This window comes from Stenotrophomonas sp. GD04054 (assembly GCF_029836955.1).
Lineage (GTDB): Bacteria > Pseudomonadota > Gammaproteobacteria > Xanthomonadales > Xanthomonadaceae > Stenotrophomonas > Stenotrophomonas maltophilia_A.
The window spans coordinates 20271-37926 of sequence record NZ_JAOECR010000046.1; the positions used below are offsets into that span (position 1 = coordinate 20271).

The 17656-nt window shown below is 66.3% G+C and carries 11 protein-coding genes; 8 read left to right on the plus strand and 3 right to left on the minus strand.

What is annotated here, in order from left to right; translation table 11 throughout:
* Nucleotides 1-38: 38 nt before the first annotated feature.
* From acnD to N7573_RS17695, 5 genes are all read left to right on the plus strand, one after another.
* On the plus strand, nucleotides 39-2657 hold the full coding sequence (gene acnD, locus N7573_RS17675; protein ID WP_279912666.1) for a Fe/S-dependent 2-methylisocitrate dehydratase AcnD: 2619 nt from the start codon (nucleotides 39-41) through the stop codon (nucleotides 2655-2657).
* A 101-nt stretch (nucleotides 2658-2758) separates the two neighbouring features.
* Nucleotides 2759-3016 (plus strand): type II toxin-antitoxin system ParD family antitoxin, encoded by a 258-nt coding sequence (locus N7573_RS17680; protein ID WP_019338677.1) that lies wholly within the window; start codon nucleotides 2759-2761, stop codon nucleotides 3014-3016.
* 42 nt (nucleotides 3017-3058) lie between these two features.
* The gene (locus N7573_RS17685) at nucleotides 3059-3331 is read left to right on the plus strand and encodes a type II toxin-antitoxin system RelE/ParE family toxin (RefSeq protein WP_223276917.1); all 273 of its coding nucleotides are present in this window, start codon (nucleotides 3059-3061) and stop codon (nucleotides 3329-3331) included.
* Nucleotides 3332-3354: 23 nt separating this feature from the next.
* Nucleotides 3355-4533 carry a 2-methylaconitate cis-trans isomerase PrpF gene (prpF, locus tag N7573_RS17690; RefSeq protein ID WP_279912667.1) on the plus strand — a complete coding sequence of 393 codons (1179 nt, stop codon included), beginning with the start codon at nucleotides 3355-3357 and terminating at the stop codon, nucleotides 4531-4533.
* A 152-nt stretch (nucleotides 4534-4685) separates the two neighbouring features.
* Complete coding sequence (locus N7573_RS17695; protein ID WP_279912668.1) at nucleotides 4686-6146, plus strand: bifunctional 2-methylcitrate dehydratase/aconitate hydratase; 1461 nt, start codon at nucleotides 4686-4688, stop codon at nucleotides 6144-6146.
* A gap of 196 nt (nucleotides 6147-6342) precedes the next feature.
* Here N7573_RS17695 and N7573_RS17700 read toward each other — a convergent pair whose 3' ends face one another.
* The gene (locus N7573_RS17700; RefSeq protein WP_279912669.1) at nucleotides 6343-7362 is read right to left on the minus strand and encodes a hypothetical protein; all 1020 of its coding nucleotides are present in this window, start codon (nucleotides 7360-7362) and stop codon (nucleotides 6343-6345) included.
* 502 nt (nucleotides 7363-7864) lie between these two features.
* Here N7573_RS17700 and N7573_RS17705 point away from each other — a divergent pair.
* Nucleotides 7865-12772: an alpha-2-macroglobulin gene (locus N7573_RS17705; protein ID WP_279912670.1), complete on the plus strand. Its 4908-nt coding sequence runs from the start codon at nucleotides 7865-7867 to the stop codon at nucleotides 12770-12772.
* 64 nt (nucleotides 12773-12836) lie between these two features.
* A complete protein-coding gene (gene pbpC, locus N7573_RS17710; RefSeq protein ID WP_279912671.1) occupies nucleotides 12837-15218 on the plus strand; it encodes a penicillin-binding protein 1C in 2382 nt (793 codons plus the stop codon).
* 117 nt (nucleotides 15219-15335) lie between these two features.
* Here pbpC and N7573_RS17715 read toward each other — a convergent pair whose 3' ends face one another.
* Together N7573_RS17715 and N7573_RS17720 are read right to left on the minus strand one after the other, a co-directional pair.
* The gene (locus N7573_RS17715) at nucleotides 15336-15911 is read right to left on the minus strand and encodes a ferritin-like domain-containing protein (RefSeq protein WP_279912672.1); all 576 of its coding nucleotides are present in this window, start codon (nucleotides 15909-15911) and stop codon (nucleotides 15336-15338) included.
* Between the two features lie 29 nt (nucleotides 15912-15940).
* Nucleotides 15941-16423 (minus strand): peroxiredoxin, encoded by a 483-nt coding sequence (locus tag N7573_RS17720; RefSeq protein WP_032127816.1) that lies wholly within the window; start codon nucleotides 16421-16423, stop codon nucleotides 15941-15943.
* Nucleotides 16424-16683: 260 nt separating this feature from the next.
* Between N7573_RS17720 and N7573_RS17725 the strand changes: the two genes are divergently transcribed.
* Nucleotides 16684-17577 (plus strand): DnaJ C-terminal domain-containing protein, encoded by an 894-nt coding sequence (locus N7573_RS17725; protein ID WP_277778670.1) that lies wholly within the window; start codon nucleotides 16684-16686, stop codon nucleotides 17575-17577.
* Nucleotides 17578-17656: the final 79 nt, after the last annotated feature.

Consider the following 17656-nt stretch of genomic DNA (forward strand, 5'->3'; position numbering starts at 1 on the left):
CGCCGGCACCCGGCCCGCCTCAAGCACTCCGCCAGCCCATGAATACCGATTACCGCAAGAACCTCCCCGGCAGCACGCTGGACTATTTCGACGCGCGCGCCGCTGTCGATGCGATCCAGCCTGGCGCCTATGCCACCCTGCCGTACACCTCGCGCGTGCTGGCCGAGAACCTGGTGCGTCGCTGCGATCCGGCCACGCTCAGCGATTCGCTGAAGCAGCTGATCGAGCGCCGCCGCGACCTCGACTTCCCGTGGTTCCCGGCGCGCGTGGTCTGCCACGACATCCTCGGCCAGACCGCGCTGGTGGACCTGGCCGGCCTGCGCGATGCGATCGCTGACAAGGGTGGCGACCCGGCCAAGGTGAATCCGGTGGTGCCGGTGCAGCTGATCGTCGATCACTCGCTGGCGGTGGAGTGCGGTGGTTTCGATCCGCAGGCGTTCGAGAAGAACCGCGCCATCGAAGATCGCCGCAACGAAGACCGTTTCCACTTCATCGACTGGACCAAGCTGGCCTTCGAGAACGTGGACGTGATTCCGCCGGGCAACGGCATCATGCACCAGATCAACCTGGAGAAGATGTCGCCGGTGGTCTACGTGCAGGACGGCGTCGCCTTCCCGGACACCTGCGTGGGCACCGACAGCCACACCCCGCACGTGGACGCGCTGGGCGTGATCGCGATCGGCGTGGGCGGCCTGGAAGCGGAGAACGTGATGCTGGGCCGCGCCTCATGGATGCGCCTGCCCGACACCGTCGGTGTCGAACTGAGTGGCCGCCCGCAGCCGGGCATCACCGCCACCGATGTGGTGCTGGCCCTGACCGAGTTCCTGCGCAAGGAACGCGTGGTCGGTGCGTGGCTTGAATTCTTCGGCGAGGGTGCCGCGGCACTGACCATCGGTGACCGCGCCACCATTTCCAACATGTGCCCGGAGTACGGCGCGACCGCCGCGATGTTCTACATCGACGGGCAGACCATCGATTACCTGCGCCTGACCGGCCGCGAGGAATCGCAGGTGGCGCTGGTGGAGAACTACGCCCGTACCACCGGCCTCTGGGCCGATGACCTGGCCACCGCACAATACGAGCGTGTGCTGCGCTTCGACCTGTCCAGCGTGGTGCGCAACATGGCCGGCCCGTCCAACCCGCACAAGCGCGTGGCGACCGCCGAGCTGGCCGAGCGCGGCATCGCCGACGAAGCCAAGCTGGAAGCGGGCAAGGCCGAGCAGGCGCAGGGGCTGATGCCCGACGGCGCGGTGATCATCGCCGCCATCACCAGCTGCACCAATACGTCCAATCCGCGCAACGTGATCGCCGCCGCACTGCTGGCGCGCAAGGCCAACGAGCGTGGCCTGCTGCGCAAGCCGTGGGTGAAGTCGTCGCTGGCGCCGGGTTCGAAGGCGGTGCAGCTGTACCTGGAAGAGGCCGGCCTGCTGCCGGACCTGGAAAAGCTCGGCTTCGGCATCGTCGCCTTCGCCTGCACCACCTGCAACGGCATGAGCGGTGCGCTGGACCCGAAGATCCAGCAGGAAATCATCGATCGCGACCTGTATTCCACCGCCGTGTTGTCGGGCAACCGCAACTTCGATGGCCGCATCCACCCGTATGCGAAGCAGGCCTTCCTGGCTTCGCCGCCGCTGGTGATCGCCTATGCCATCGCCGGCACCGTGCGCTTCGATATCGAGAAGGACGTGCTGGGCGTGGACACCGACGGCAACGAGGTGCGCCTGAAGGACATCTGGCCGACCGATGCCGAGATCGATGCGGTGGTGAAGGCCGCGGTGAAGCCCGAGCAGTTCCGCAAGGTCTACAACCCGATGTTCAACGTGCGCGTGGAGCACGGTGCGGCGGTCAGCCCGCTGTACGACTGGCGCCCGCAGAGCACCTACATCCGTCGTCCGCCGTACTGGGAGGGCGCGCTGGCCGGTGAGCGTACGCTGTCTGGCATGCGCGCATTGGCGGTGCTGCCGGACAACATCACCACCGACCACCTGTCGCCGTCCAACGCGATCCTGGCGTCCAGTGCCGCCGGTGAGTACCTGGCGAAGATGGGCCTGCCGGAAGAGGACTTCAATTCCTACGCCACCCACCGCGGCGACCACTTGACCGCGCAGCGCGCCACCTTTGCCAACCCGAAGCTGTTCAACGAAATGGTGCGCAACGACGACGGCAGCGTGAAGCAGGGTTCGCTGGCGCGCGTGGAGCCGGAAGGCAAGGTCATGCGCATGTGGGAAGCGATCGAAACCTACATGGACCGCAAGCAGCCGCTGATCATCATTGCCGGTGCCGACTACGGGCAGGGCAGCTCGCGCGACTGGGCCGCCAAGGGCGTGCGCCTGGCTGGCGTGGAGGCGATCGCGGCCGAAGGCTTCGAACGGATTCACCGTACCAACCTGATCGGCATGGGCGTGCTGCCGCTGGAGTTCAAGCCGGGCACCACCCGCCTGACCCTGGGTATCGATGGCACCGAGACCTTCGACGTGATCGGTGAGCGCACCCCGCGTGCCGAGCTGACCCTGGTCATCCATCGCCGCGACGGCCAGGACGTCACGGTGCCGGTTACCTGCCGCTTGGACAGCGATGAGGAAGTGGCGATCTACGAAGCCGGCGGCGTGCTGCAGCGCTTCGCCCAGGACTTCCTGGAAGGCGCCAGGGTGGCGTGATAGCCGACTGAATGCCTGCCCCCGGAGGCCCGGGGGCGGGCTTGTCCGACTCGAGGGTGGGGCGCACACTGACTTGGCAAAAACTGCCAATGGAGAGTCTCATGGCCACCATGAACATTTCGCTGACCGACCCGCTCAAGCAGTTCGTGGACGAGGAAGTGCGCGAAGGCGGCTACTCCAGCACGTCGGATTATGTGCGTGATCTGATCCGCCAGCGCCAGCGCAGCAAGGCCGAAGAACTGCTCAAGCAGCTGATTGCCGAAGGGCTGGCTTCCGGGCCTGGCGTCCCGGTGACAGCCGACACATTTGAGCGTATGCGTCGCGAACTGACCGAAAGGATGGAGCGTGAAGGCGATTGAATGGAGGCCCAGGGCCGAAGCCGACGCAGCCGATGCCGCGCTATGGTTCGCACGGCAGGGGGGGGGCTGGTGCTGGGTCGGCGCTTTCTCGCCGAGTTGGAGGCCACGCTTCAACGCATCGCGGTGTTTCCTGGCTCGGGTTCCACCCGGCACGCCGACCTCTCAGCACAGTTGCCGGTGCCGTTGCGCTTCATGCTGGTTCCGGGCTTCGAACGCTATCTCGTCTACTACCTCGATCTGCCGGACCGCGTGGACGTCATGCGGGTGTGGTGCGTTGATCGTGGCCTTGACGCACTGATGCAAGACATTTCCTGAAATCCAAACGCTTGGATCCGACGATGAATTTTCTTCCGCAACTCCGAATTCCCGCCACCTACATGCGCGGCGGCACCAGCAAGGGCGTGTTCTTCCGCCTGCAGGACCTGCCCGAGGCCGCGCAGGTGCCGGGCGCCGCGCGTGACGCGCTGCTGATGCGCGTGATCGGTTCGCCCGATCCGTATGGCAAGCAGACCGATGGCATGGGGGGCGCCACCTCCAGCACCAGCAAGTGCGTGATCATCTCCACTGCCTCTGTGCCGGATCACGATGTCGACTATCTGTACGGTCAGGTGGCGATCGACACCGCCTTCGTCGATTGGAGCGGCAACTGCGGCAATCTCAGCACTGCGGTGGGTCCGTTCGCAATCGCCAACGGACTGATCGATCCGACCCGGGTACCGCGTGACGGCCTGTGCACCGTACGCATCTGGCAGGCCAACATCGGCAAGACCATCATCGCCCACGTGCCGATGCGCGATGGCGAAGTGCAGGAGATCGGCGATTTCGAGCTGGACGGCGTGACCTTCCCGGCGGCCGAGATCCAGCTGGAATTCATCGATCCGTCCGATGACGGCGATGCGGGCGCGATGTTCCCGACCGGCAATCTGGTCGATACCCTGGAAGTGCCCGGCGTGGGTAGCTTCGAGGTGACGATGATCACCGCCGGCATCCCGACCATCTTTCTCAACGCCGTCGACCTGGGCTACAGCGGCACCGAGCTGCAGCCGGCGATCAACGAAGACAAGGCCGCGCTGCAGAAGTTCGAGGCCATCCGCGCCTACGGCGCCTTGCGCATGGGGCTGATCAAGAGCCTGGAAGACGCGGCGACCCGCCAGCACACGCCGAAGGTGGCCTTCGTGGCGCCGGCACAGGACTACGTTTCGTCCAGCGGCAAGGCCATTCCGGCGTCGGCGATCGACCTGCATGCGCGTGCGCTGTCGATGGGCAAGCTGCACCACGCGATGATGGGAACTGCCGCCGTGGCGATCGGCACCGCAGCAGCGATTCCAGGCACCCTGGTCAATCGTGCGGCGGGTGGTGGCGAGCGGGAGGCGGTGACCTTCGGTCATCCCTCCGGCACGCTGCGCGTGGGCGCGCAGGCCGGCCTCGTTGACGGCCAGTGGACGGTGACCAAGGCCATCATGAGCCGCAGCGCCCGTGTGCTGATGGAAGGCAAGGTGCGGGTGCCGGCCGAGTAACCAGCCGGTCGGCGCTGGCATCACATGCTTCGGTAGATGCCAACCTTGGTTGGCATGGCATTGGCACCGCCCGGGCAATGTCCAGCGCCAACCAAGGTTGGCGACTACCGGGAGGCGCGGCCTGACCTGCTTTTCTGAAGAGGAGATCGACGATGTCCGACAGCCACACCCCATCCAACGAGCGTGCAGCGTGGGATGCGCTGCTGGTGGACATCGTCGATTACGTGCGCGACGCACGCATCGACTCACCGCTGGCGTTCCAGACCGCGCACCACTGCCTGCTCGATACGCTTGGGTGCGGACTGGAGGCACTTTCTTTCCCGGCCTGCAGCAAGCTGCTCGGTCCACTGGTGCCGGGCATCAGCGTGGTCAACGGCGCGCGCGTGCCGGGCACGCACTACGTGCTGGACCCGGTGCAGGCCGCCTTCAACCTCGGCGCAATGGTGCGTTGGCTGGATTTCAACGACACCTGGCTGGCGGCCGAATGGGGCCATCCGTCGGACAACCTGGGCGGCATCCTTGCCGTCTGCGATTGGCTGGGGCGCAACGCGCAGGCCCTGCGTCGTCCGCCGCCGACCGTGCACGATGTGCTGCTGGCGATGATCAAGGCGCACGAGATCCAGGGCGTGCTGGCGCTGCAGAACTCCTTCAACCGGGTGGGGCTCGACCACGTGGTGCTGGTCAAGGTGGCCACCACTGCCGTGGTCGCCCAACTTCTCGGGCTGGACCGCGAGCGCATGCTCAATGCGCTGTCGCTGGTCTGGGTCGATGGCCAAGCGCTGCGCACCTACCGGCACGCTCCCAACACCGGCTCGCGCAAGAGCTGGGCGGCCGGCGATGCGACCAGTCGTGGCGTGCGCCTGGCCTTGATGGCGGCCAGTGGTGAGATGGGCTATCCCAGCGTGCTCAGCGCGCCAACCTGGGGCTTCGAGGCCGTGTCCATGCGCGGTCAGGCACTGACGCTGGGGCGACCGTTGGGCAGCTATGTGATGGAGAACGTGCTGTTCAAGATCAGCTACCCGGCCGAGTTCCACGGCCAGACCGCAGTGGAGGCCGCGGTCATGCTGCACCAGCAGTTGCGTGCGATGGGGCGGCGGGTCGAGGACATCGCGCACATTGCGATCCGGACCCAGGAAGCCTGCATCCGCATCATCGACAAGCAGGGCCCACTGCATAACCCGGCCGACCGCGACCACTGCGTGCAGTACATGGTCGCCATCGCGCTGCTGCACGGGCGGTTGACGGCCGAGGATTACGAGGACGACGTTGCCGCCGACCCGCGAATCGACGCACTGCGCGCGAAGATGACCTGCCATGAAGACCCGCAGCTCAGCGCCGATTACCTGGACCCGGAAATGCGCAGCATCGCCAACGGCCTGAGCGTGCGCTTCACCGATGGCACCGAGCTGCCCGAGGTACTGGTGGAATACCCGCTGGGCCACGCGCGCCGACGTGAGGAGGGCATTCCACTGCTGATGGACAAATTCCGCCGGCACCTGGCCCACCGCTTCCCGACCAGCCAGCAGCAGCGCATCCTGGCCGCATCGCTGGACCCGGTGGCCCTGGCGGCAATGCCGGTGACCGACTACGTGGACCTGTACCTGCCGGTGTAGCAACGCTTTGGTGGATCTGACACCACGCCTGCTCGCCGGGCACGTGGCTGCACCTGCTTTGGTAGGTGCCAACCTTGGTTGGCACGGCCGACGCCAACCAGGGTTGGCATCTACCGGGATGCTTTGGTCCACGCTGCAGTCTGCAGAGGTTCCTCAGAGATAGTGTAATCCCGCGATAGCGATAGACTAAGCCGGATCAGATCGCATATGTGGAAAGGCATCCATAGTCGGTGCGTACCGAAATGGCATTGTCTCCCGTCCATGCAATATGCGCGGTACGCACCACATGATCGACGGGAAAGCGTCGAATTTCCCTCATATCCGTGAAGTCATGAAGGGCAATATGTCCACGGTGCAGGATGGCGAGTCGCTTGCTATCGCTATCCAGTGCAAAGTCAGTTCGTGTCATGTCAGCGAACTCCGGCCACCCGGGGCGGGATTCGCCTGTTGCCGCGTCCAGGCACAGCAGGCGCCACCGTCCATACTCTTCCAACGCCAACAACCAGCGCCCATCCGCGCTCCACTCCATCTTGACGATCATTTCAAAATCAGCCTGATGTCGGCGCACGGTCTTGGCCTGGGCGACATCGATGTACTCGATCTCACCCGGATTGGCACAGCAGGCAAGCATCGTGGCATCCGCTGAGAGCGTGCCCATCATCTGCTCGGAATGCCCGCCAACCATCGCAGGGGAGCGCGCCAGCTGCATGATGTGCCTTCCATCGTCGAGTCTCATTACCGTTACCTGCTCACCGTCATGCCATGCGGCATGCCCGTTGGACCTTGTCAGGAAGGGCGATGACAGTACGGATGCATCGCTGATCCGCTGGGGAGGACTGCCATCTGAAGTCCAAAGGTAGATTCCAGAGTCGAATCGAATCAGGAATCCTGTCCGGTCATCCGTAGGTAGTGCCGACCAGGCAAGGTCCGTCTTGCTTGATCGCCAACCATGGATGATCTCAGCGTCTTCACCAATGAGCAGCAACATGTCGGTTGCCGCACCATGCGTGTCTTCGTCCTGGTGCTGATTGGTCGCCAGCTTCCCATTGCAACCCGCAATCATCAGGGCTCCCGTGTACCCCCCGCCAATGTAACGATGCATGCAGGGTTCGCCTGCGGCAGCAGGGTTCACGAGTACGAAGCCCTTTTTCAGCCGCGACCACTCCTGTTTGATGGCCCATTTCAGTGCCTCGTCGGGACTCGGGAAGTCTTTCAACTGTGACTTCAGCTTCCCGGGGCTTCCGGAGGTGACTTCGACAGTACCTCGGTCACATCGCGTACCCCAGACCTTACCGGTCGCTGGATCCTGAATCATGCGTACTCGTGTCATTGCAATGTTCACTGCTGTTCAGAAGGCCTGATGCCGATGCTACAGCGGCGACTGAAGGCCGATTGGGAAGTCGCTCAATCGAGGGTTGAACCCGTCACTTTGGGGCGACTTCGGCCTTCTCTCCGCCGGGACATTGCGCGCCACGATTGGGGGAGCGCCCGATCCCAAGCCAGACAGGTTGCCGGCATCGGCCTGTGCCTGGCGCGGCGGGGGAGGGGCACTTGGGTAGGTGCCAACCTTGGTTGCCACGGCTATCGCCAACCGAGGTTGGCGGCTACCGGTTCCGCCGGCCAGCGGCCGGCACTACCCGCCCGGGCAATTGCCGAATTCGCGTCAACACCTTGACGCGGCCTGCCTATAATGGCCGCCTCGATCAAGGAGTGACGACATGAGCGGTCCGGCACGGCGGAAGCGGTGGGGATGGGCGGCGGCGGTACTGGCAGGAGGCCTGTTGCTGGGCCTGGCCGGCTGCCGCAACGACAGCGGGCAGCTGCCCAAGGCCAGTGGTGAGGCGATCACCACCAAAGCCGAGCAGGTGAAGGAATTCACCCTGCTGCGCGCCTACCCGGACCAGAAGAATGACGGCCTGTCGCTGGCGCTGGAGTTCTCGCGCCCACTGGTCGGCACCCAGGATTTCGACAAGCTGGTGCGCTTCGAAGAGAAGGTCGGCACCGACGACAGCAGCTGGACGCTGTCCGATGACGGCCTGACCCTGCGTTACCCGTTCGTCGAGGCCGGCAAGGAGTTCAGCCTGGTGGTCTCGCCGGACCTGCTGGCCGCCGATGGCAGCCGGCTGGGCAAGGAACTGAAGCAGAAGGTGTTCAGCGGCGAGCTGAAGCCGGTGGTTGGCTTCGCCTCGCAGGGCAGCGTGCTGCCGGCCAAGGACAGCCGTGGCCTGCCGGTGGTCTCGGTGAACGTGCCGGAGGTCGACGTCGAGTTCCTGCGCGTGCGCGAGAAGGACCTGCCGACTTTCTTCAGCCAGTACCAGCGCGGCGGCCGCCGTGGCAGCTGGGAACTGAGCAGCGACTACGAGCGCAGCCCGATCAACAAGCTGGCCGAGCCGGTCTACGTCAACCGCTTCATCCTGGGGGGCAAGAAAAACGAGCGGGTGCTGACCTACCTGCCGACCCAGGACATCAAGGAGCTGCAGGAGCCGGGCCTGTACTTCGCCCTGCTCAAGCGCACCGGTGACTATGAAGGCGAGTTCGATACCGCGTTCTTCTCGGTCAGCGACATCGGCCTGCATACCCGCGCCTACAAGGACAAGCTGTTCGTGCACACCGCCGGCCTCAAGGACGGCGCGCCGCTGAAGGGCATCGACCTGCGCGTGCTGGACGCCAAGGGCGAGGTTGTGCTGAAGGGCAGCACCGACGGCAACGGCAATGCGCTGCTGAACTACACGCTGGATGCCACCCACGTGCTGGTCGCCAGCACGGGCAAGGACACCAGCTTCCTGCCGTTCAACCAGCCGGCGCTGGACCTGAGCGAATTCGCCGTGGCCGGCCGTGACAATGCCTGGTTCGACGTCTATGCCTGGTCCGGGCGCGACCTGTATCGCCCGGGCGAAACCGTGCGCCTGTCCGCACTGCTGCGCGACAACGATGGCAAGCCGGTCAAGGCTCAGCCGGTGTTCCTGCGCCTGAAGCAGCCCGACGGCAAGACCTTCCGCGAGACCCGCCTGCAGCCGGGCGAGCAGGGCTACATCAATTTCGAGCAGGTGATCCCCGCCGAGGCGCCGACCGGGCGCTGGCAGGTCGAGTTCCGCACCGATCCGGCCAGCAAGGAAGCGATCCAGGGCATGACCCTGCGCATTGAGGAATTCCTGCCCGAGCGCATGAAGCTGGACCTGGACAGCGCACAGAAGACGCTGAAGCCGGGTGAGGACCTGCGCCTGCAGGCCAATGGCGCCTACCTGTACGGGGCGCCGGCCGACGGCAACCGCTTCACCGCGCGCATGGCGGTGGCCGCCGAACAGCAGCCGGTCGAGGGCCTGCCGGGCTACTTCTTCGGTGACCCGACCCTGCAGCTGCCGCGCGAAGCCAAGGACGTGATCGATACCACGCTGCCGGGCAACGGCCAGCTGCGTGAGGATGTGGCGTTGCCGGAAGAGGCGGCCAAGGCCAAGGCGCCGATCGCTGTGGTGCTGTCCGGCAGCCTGTATGAAACCGGTGGCCGTACCGTCACCCGCACCCTGAAGCGGGTGATGTGGCCGGCCAACGCGCTGGTTGGCGTGCGCCCGCTGTTCAACCCCGAGGATGGTGCCGACTCCAACGGCAATGCACGCTTCGAGTTGATGCGCGTGGATGCTGCGGGCACACCGCAGCCGGCCAAGGGCCTGAAGATCACCCTGGTGCGCGAGCTGCGCGACTACCTCTGGACCTTCAACGACAACCGCTGGGACTACGATTTCACCCGCCGCTTCGAGAACAAGGAAACGCGCACCGTCGACGCCGGCAGCAGCGCGGTCGCCTTCGATTTCCCGGTGGAGTGGGGCGAGTACCGGGTGGACGTGTTCGATCCGTCCACCGGCCTGACCAGCCGCTACCCGTTCCGTGCCGGCTGGAGCTGGGGCGATGACAACCGCGGCCTGGACGCGCGCCCGGACAAGGTCAAGCTGGGCCTGGACAAGACCGGGTACAAGGCCGGTGACACACTGGAGGTGAGGGTGACCCCGCCGCATGCCGGCAAGGGCATCCTGATGGTCGAGACCGACCGCATGCTGTACGTGCAGGACATCGACGCCAAGCCGGGTTCGACCTTCAAGATTCCGGTCACCGCCGACTGGGAACGCCACGACGTCTACATCACCGCACTGGTGTTCCGCGGCGGTAGTGCGCCGAGCAAGATCACCCCGGCCCGTGCCGTGGGCGTGGTGCATGTGCCGATGGACCGCAAGGGCCGCACCGTGGCGGTCGGCCTGGTGGCGCCCAAGCAGATGCGCCCGGAACAGGACCTGCCGGTGACGGTCAGTGCACCGCAGCTGGCCGGCAAGATGGCGCACGTCACCGTCTCGGCGGTGGACGTGGGCATCCTCAACATCACCCGCTTCCCGGTGCCCGATGCCGGTGCGCACTTCTTCGCCCAGCGTCGCCTCGGCATCGATGCCTACGACATCTACAGCCGGGTGATCGAGAGCTTTGATGGCGGTGCCGGCAAGCTGAAGTTCGGTGGCGACATGGCGCTGCAGGCATTGCCGCAGGCCAAGCGCCCGACTGCGCGCGTGCAGACCGTGGACCTGTTCTCCGGCCCGGTGCAGCTCGATGCCAAGGGCATCGCCCGCATCCGCCTGAAGGTGCCGGACTTCAACGGTACCCTGCGGGTGTCGGCGCTGGTCTACAGCGATGACCAGTACGGCAAGCGCGATGTGGAAACCGTGGTGCGCGCGCCGATCCTGGCCGAAGCCAGCATGCCGCGCGTGCTCGCCCCGGGCGACCGCAGCACCGTGACCCTGGACGTGCAGAACTTCACCGGCAAGCCGGGCCAGTTCAATGTGAAGGTGGAAAGCGAAGGCCCGCTGAACCTGGGCGAGGGCAGCCGCAGCGTGCAGTTGAATGCCGATGCCAAGACAACGCTGAGTTTCCCGCTGTCCGCGCGTGAGGGCCACAGCGTGGCCAAGGTGCGCGTACGGGTGGACGGCAACGACTTCAAGGCCGACCGCCGCTACGAACTGCCGGTGCGTGCCGCGTGGCCGCAGGTGCTGCGTTCGCAGGTGCGCACGCTGGATCCGCTGGCAGCGGTCAGTCTCGACAACAGCCTGACCGATGGCCTGATGTCCGAGTCGGTGAATGCCCGCCTGCTGGTCAGCCCGCTGCCGCCGATCCCGTTCGCCAGTGCGCTGCAGGGCGCGCTGAACTACCCGTATGGCTGTGCCGAGCAGACCACCAGCAAGGGCTACGCCGCGCTGATCCTGGACCAGGCGACGTCGTCGATGCTCGGTGCCGACGGGCTGGATGCCAAGACCCGTCGCGAGCGCATGGAAGGTGCGTTCGGTCGCCTGGCGTCGATGCAGGTGGCCAATGGCAACTTCTCGATGTGGGGTGACGACGGCTACGTGAACCCGTGGCTGACCCCGTACATCACCGAGTTCCTGCTCGACGCCAAGGACGCCGGTTTCGCGGTGCCCGACAACGTGCTGCAGAAGGCGCTCAACCGTCTCAGCGAGGATCTGCTGTCCGGTGGCAATCAGTTCTACGGCCAGGACGACCGCGAGAAGCTGAAGTTCGCCAACCAGGCCTATTCGGGCTACGTGCTGGCCCGGGTCAACCGCGCTCCGCTGGGGACGCTGCGCACGCTGTATGACAACGAGCGCAGCAAGGCGGTCGGCGGCCTGTCGCTGGTCCATCTGGGCGTGGCGCTGTCGCTGCAGGGTGACGCCAAGCGCGGTCAGGCGGCGCTGGCCGCAGCCTTCGCCAAGTCCAGCAGCGAACGTCCGTCATACTTCGGCGACTATGGCAGCGCCATCCGTGATGACGCGCTGATGATCGCGCTGACGCACGAGAACAAGCTGGCCAAGCCGGCCTGGGATGCCCGTGCGGTTGACCTCGGCCGTGGCCTGGATGCGCGCCGCAATGCCGGCTGGATGTGGCTGAGCACGCAGGAGCAGGTGGCCATCGCCCGCCTTGGCAAGGCGCTCGCCGCCAACCAGAAGGCGCTGGTGGCCGGTGAGCTGGTGATCGGTGGCAACACCGAAGCCATCGGTGAGCGCAAGCTGTTCGGCCGCAACTTCAGTGCCAGCGAACTGGCCAGCGGCGTGCGCTTCACCCCGCAGGGGCAGCCGCCGATGTTCGCCAGCATCGACGTTGCCGGTATCCCGCGCAGCGCGCCGGCGCCGGACAACAGCGTGCTGGGCATTGAGCGCAGCTACTTCGGCACCGATGGCAAGCCGTGGTCGCCGCGTCCGCTGAAGGAAGGCGAAGCGCTGATCGTGCGCGTCACCGTCACCGCCGACACCACGATGCCCGATGCACTGCTGACCGACCTGCTGCCGGCGGGCCTGGAGATCGAGAACTTCAACCTGGGCGATGCCAAGCAGTGGGCCGACGTGGTGGTTGATGGCATCACCATCAGCGACCGCAGCGAAGCTGCCGACACCAAGCACGAAGAGTTCCGCGACGACCGCTATGTGGCCGCGCTGAAGCTCTCGCGTGGCAGCAAGGCCAACGTGTTCTATCTGGTGCGTGCGGTGACCCCGGGTACCTACTCGGTGCCGCCGCCGCTGGTGGAAGACATGTACCGGCCGCAGCTGCGTGGCGTCGGCCGCAGCAACCCGACCACGATCACGGTGGTACAGCCGTGACCGCGCGGACGGGCCGCGACGGCGCGGCCCGTCCTGCTGGCAAGCTCCAATCCGGCACGCTGCAATGAAGAAGACGATGTCGATCCGGCTGGCGGCCCTGCGCCGCCGGTTGCGGCCGCTGTGGCCGTGGCTGCGCTGGGGCACGGCCGCCACGCTGGCGCTGCTGCTGGTGCTGGATTTCGCCTTCCCGCCGCCGCTGCCGAAGCAGCGCGATACCAGCACCCTGGTGGTGGCTGCCGACGGTACGCCGCTGCGTGCGTTCGCCGATGCCGAGGGCGTGTGGCGCTATCCGGCGTCGATCGACAGCGTCTCGCCGCTGTACCTGCAGGCGCTGCTGACCTACGAAGACCGCTGGTTCTGGCGCCATCCGGGTATCAACCCGCTGGCCATCCTGCGTGCCAGCGGCCAGCTGCTGCGCGGTGGTCGCATCGTTTCCGGCGGCTCGACCCTGACCATGCAGGTCGCGCGCATCCTCGACCCGCATACGCGCACGCCCTGGGGAAAGCTCAAGCAGATGCTGCGCGCGGTGCAGCTGGAAGTGCATCTGAGCAAGCAGCAGATCCTGGCCCTGTATCTGGAGCGCGCGCCCTACGGTGGCACCATCGAGGGCGTGGAAGCGGCCAGCTGGGCCTATCTGGGCAAGCCGGCGGCGCAGCTGTCACATGCCGAGGCCGCCTTGCTGGCGGTACTGCCACAGGCACCAAGCCGGCTGCGCCCGGACCGCCACCCGGAAGCCGCGCAGAAGGCGCGCGACAAGGTGCTGTCACGCATGGCCGAACTGGGCGCGTGGACGCCGGAGGAAGTCCAAGATGCGCGCATCGAGAACGTGGTGGCGCGCTCGCTGCGGCCTCCGCTGCACGCCGCACTGCTGGCGCAGCGCCTGCACTCGGCGCATCCGGGCCAGGCGCGTATCCAGAGCAGCATCGACATCGGCCTGCAGCGCACGCTGGAAGAGCGCGTGGCCAGCTATTTCTCGACGCTGCCGGAGCGCACCTCGGCAGCCTTGCTGGTGGTCGACAACCAGACTCTGCAGGCGCGTGCCTACGTCGGTACGTTGTCCTTTGGTGACCGTCAGCGGCTCGGCCACGTCGACATGGTGCAGGCCTGGCGGTCGCCGGGCTCCACGCTCAAGCCGTTCCTGTATGCGATGGCGCTGGACGATGGCCTGATCCATTCGGAAAGCCTGCTGGTCGATGCGCCGCAGAGTTTCGGCAGCTACCGGCCCGGCAACTTCGACATGGCCTTCAATGGGCCGATCGGCGCGTCCAGTGCGTTGCGCCTGTCGCTCAACGTGCCCTCGGTGGACCTGCTGCAGCGGGTCGGGGCCGCGCGCTTCGCCGCGCGCCTGTCGCACTCCGGCATCCAGCTGCGCTTCCCGCCGGGTAGCACGCCCAACCTCTCGCTGATCCTGGGCGGCACCGGTGCGCGGCTGGAAGATCTGGTCGGCGCGTTCGCGGCGCTGAACCGCAACGGCATCGCCGGGCGCGTGCGGTACACCGATGACGAACCGATGATCGAGCGGCGCCTGGCCTCGCCGGGCGCAAGCTGGATCGTGCGCGAGATGCTGGAATCGAACCCGCGCCCGGGCTACAGCGTCGGCACCTTCGATGTCGGTGGACGCCCGCGCGTGGCGTGGAAGACCGGCACCAGTTACGGGTACCGCGACGCGTGGGCGATCGGCAGCACGCGCCACTACACCGTGGGCGTGTGGGTGGGCCGGCCGGACGGCACGCCGTTGCCGGGCCAGTACGGCGCGGTGACTGCGCTGCCGCTGATGTTCGAAGTGGTGGACAGCCTGCCGCGCCAGCGCGGCGATTCGGCTGCTGCACCGATGCCGGCAAGTGTCAGCCAGGAAGACATCTGCTGGCCGACCGGTGAACGCGCCGAAGGCCTGCCGGCGGCACTGTGCCAGCGGCGGATGCCGGCCTATCTGCTGGACGGCGCGGCACCACCGACCTTCCCCGAGCGCGAGGCGCGGCGCTGGCAACCGGGCCGGCAGCGTTACCTGGCTGATGCGCACACCGGCCTGCGTGTATCGGCCGATTGCCGCAATCCACATGAGGAAGTAGCGCGCGAGATCGCGCGCTGGCCGGCGTTGCTGTCGCCGTGGTTGCCCAAGGCCACGCGCGCTGCCTCGCAGTTGCCGGCGTTGTCGCCGGATTGCCGCGACGACGGGCGTGAGGCCAGCGTGGCCCTGCACATCGATGGCCTCAATGATGGCGCCACGCTGGCGCGTGCGCCGAACTCGGAACATGGCGTGCGCCTGCAGCTGCGCGCGCTGGGCAGCGAACAGGCGGTGGACTGGTTGCTGGATGGCCGTTGGATCGCGCAGACCCGAGGCGCGCAGTTGATGCAGCGCGAGTTCGCCGAGCCGGGCACACATACGCTGACCGCACTGGCGGCGGATGGCGCGTGGACGCAGGTGCGGTTCAACGTCCTGCGGTAGGTGCTGGGAATGGCCCGGCGACCCGACGGATCCATGCTCTGGTAGGTGCCAACCTTGGTTGGCACGCGATAAATGCGCCCACCAAGGTGGGCATCTACCAAGGCGTATGCGGGGCCGCTATTCCCCGATCCACCCATCCAGCAGGTCGGCGAATTCGTCGGCGTGTTCCTCTTCCTGCGCGAGGATCTCTTCAAGGATGCGCTTGGTGGTGGTATCGCGGTTGCCGATGAAGTTGATCATCTCGCGGTAGCTGTCGATGGCGATGCGTTCGGCCACCAGATTCTCGCGGACCATGTCGCGCAGGTCGCTGCCTTCCTTGTACTCGGCGTGCGAGCGTGCGGTCAGTGTATCGGGGTTGAAGTCCGGCTCGCCGCCGAGCTGGACGATGCGCTCGGCCAGCTTGCCGGCGTGCGCCTGTTCCTGCTGTGCATGTTCGAGGAATTCGGCTTTCACCGCGTCGGCCAGCATGCCCTTGGCCATGAAGTAGTGCCGGTAGTAGCGCAGCACGCATACGTACTCGGTGGCCAACGCATCGTTGAGCAGCTTGATCACGACCTTGCGATCGGCGCTGTAGCTGTCGGTGATCGCACCGTCTTCGATATTGCGACGGGCGCGTTCGCGCAGGGTCTTGCGGTCACTGATGCCGGGCACCTTTGCGGCAGGCTTTGCGGCTTTGGCTGGCTTGGTGGACATGGCTGGCCGTTTCCTCTTGCGGTGGAAGATCAGGTTGGCAGGTGCTCCAGCACGTATTCGGCCGAAGACACTTCGAACTGGCCGGGCTGCTCGATCCAGGCCGCACGCACCACGCCATCCACCACGTACAGGGCGAAACGGCGTGAGCGGATGCCCATGCCCGAGGCGCTGGCGTCGAGCTCCAGGCCGAGCGCACGGGTCAGTTCGGCATTGCCGTCGGACAGCATCAGCAGGCCGTCGGGCACGCTCTGGTCGGCGGCCCAGGCCTTCATCACGAACGGGTCGTTGACCGCCATGCAGTAGACATCGATGCCGCGCTGGCGGAACGCCTGGAATTTCTCGACGTAGCCGGGCAGGTGGCGCGCCGAGCAGGTCGGGGTGAACGCGCCGGGCACGGCGAACAGCACCACCTTGCGTGCGTCGAACAGCGAATGCGTATCGAGCGTTTCGATGCCCTCGCGGATGCGCTTGAGGGTCACTTCCGGAATGCGGTCGCCGACATGGATGGTCATGGGGAACTCCTTGCTGGGGCAGGCTAGTGGGCCGGATGGGACAGGGGCGTCAAGACATTGGAAAACCCGTGTGCAGGCCCCATCTTCAGGCTTTGCGGCGGGGGCTTCCAGCCACAGCGTGGTGCATGGGGATGGCAGCCGCATTGCGCAGGATCAGTCGGCCTCACCGTGGCCGCACGAGGGGCGGCGTAGCATGCCGGCGCGTAGAATGAACCCGGGGCGGCGCCACCGGCGCGGCCGAAGCAGATCGAGGTAGCTGGATGGAATTCAAGGATTACTACGCCACCCTGGGGGTGGAACCGAGCGCGGGCGAGGCGGAGATCAAGACCGCCTACCGCCGGCTGGCACGCAAGTACCACCCGGACGTCAGCAAGGAGGCCGGGGCCGAAGACAAGTTCAAGGCGGTCAACGAGGCCTACGAGGCGCTGCGCGATCCGGAAAAGCGCGCGGCCTACGACCAGCTGCGCGCGCAGGGCTATCGCCCGGGCGAGGAGTTCAACGTGCCGCCGAACTATGGTGGTGCTGGCGGTTTCAATTTCGAGGAAGTATTCGGCGGTGGCGGCCCCAATGGAGGCTTCAGCGACTTCTTCGAGAGCCTGTTCGCGCGCCAGCGTGGCGGTGGTGGCGCTGGTCCGGGGCCGGGCTTCAGCAGCCAGGGCCACGCGCCCAACCGCGATACCCGCGCCAAGCTGTCGGTTCCGCTGGAAGCGGCCTACAGCGGCGACAGCCTGCGCATCACCGTCAACGGCAAGCAGCTGGACGTGCGCGTGCCCAAGGGCATCCGCCCGGGGCAGGTGATCCGGCTGGCCGGGCAGGGCAACCATGGCGGCAACCTGCTGCTGGAAGTGGAGTATGCCGCCCACCCACAGTTCGAGGTCGATGGCCGCAACATCCTCTATACGCTGCCGGTGACCCCGTGGCAGGCCGCGCTTGGCACCAGCCTGAGCGTCCCGACGCTGGGTGGTACGGTGGAACTGAAGATCCCGGCCGATTCCGATGCCGGCCGCAAGCTGCGCCTGCGTGGCCGTGGCCTGCCGGGCAATCCGGAGGGCGACCAGATTGTTGAAATCGAGATCGTGGCCCCGGCCGCGACCGACGAGGCGCAGAAGAAGGCCTACCGGAATCTGGCCAAGGCCTTCGGCGAGACCATTTGAAGGTAGCGCCGGGCCATGCCCGGCGGCTTTAACATGTAGAGTCGAGCCATGCTCGACTGCTCTTGATGAGTCGAGCATG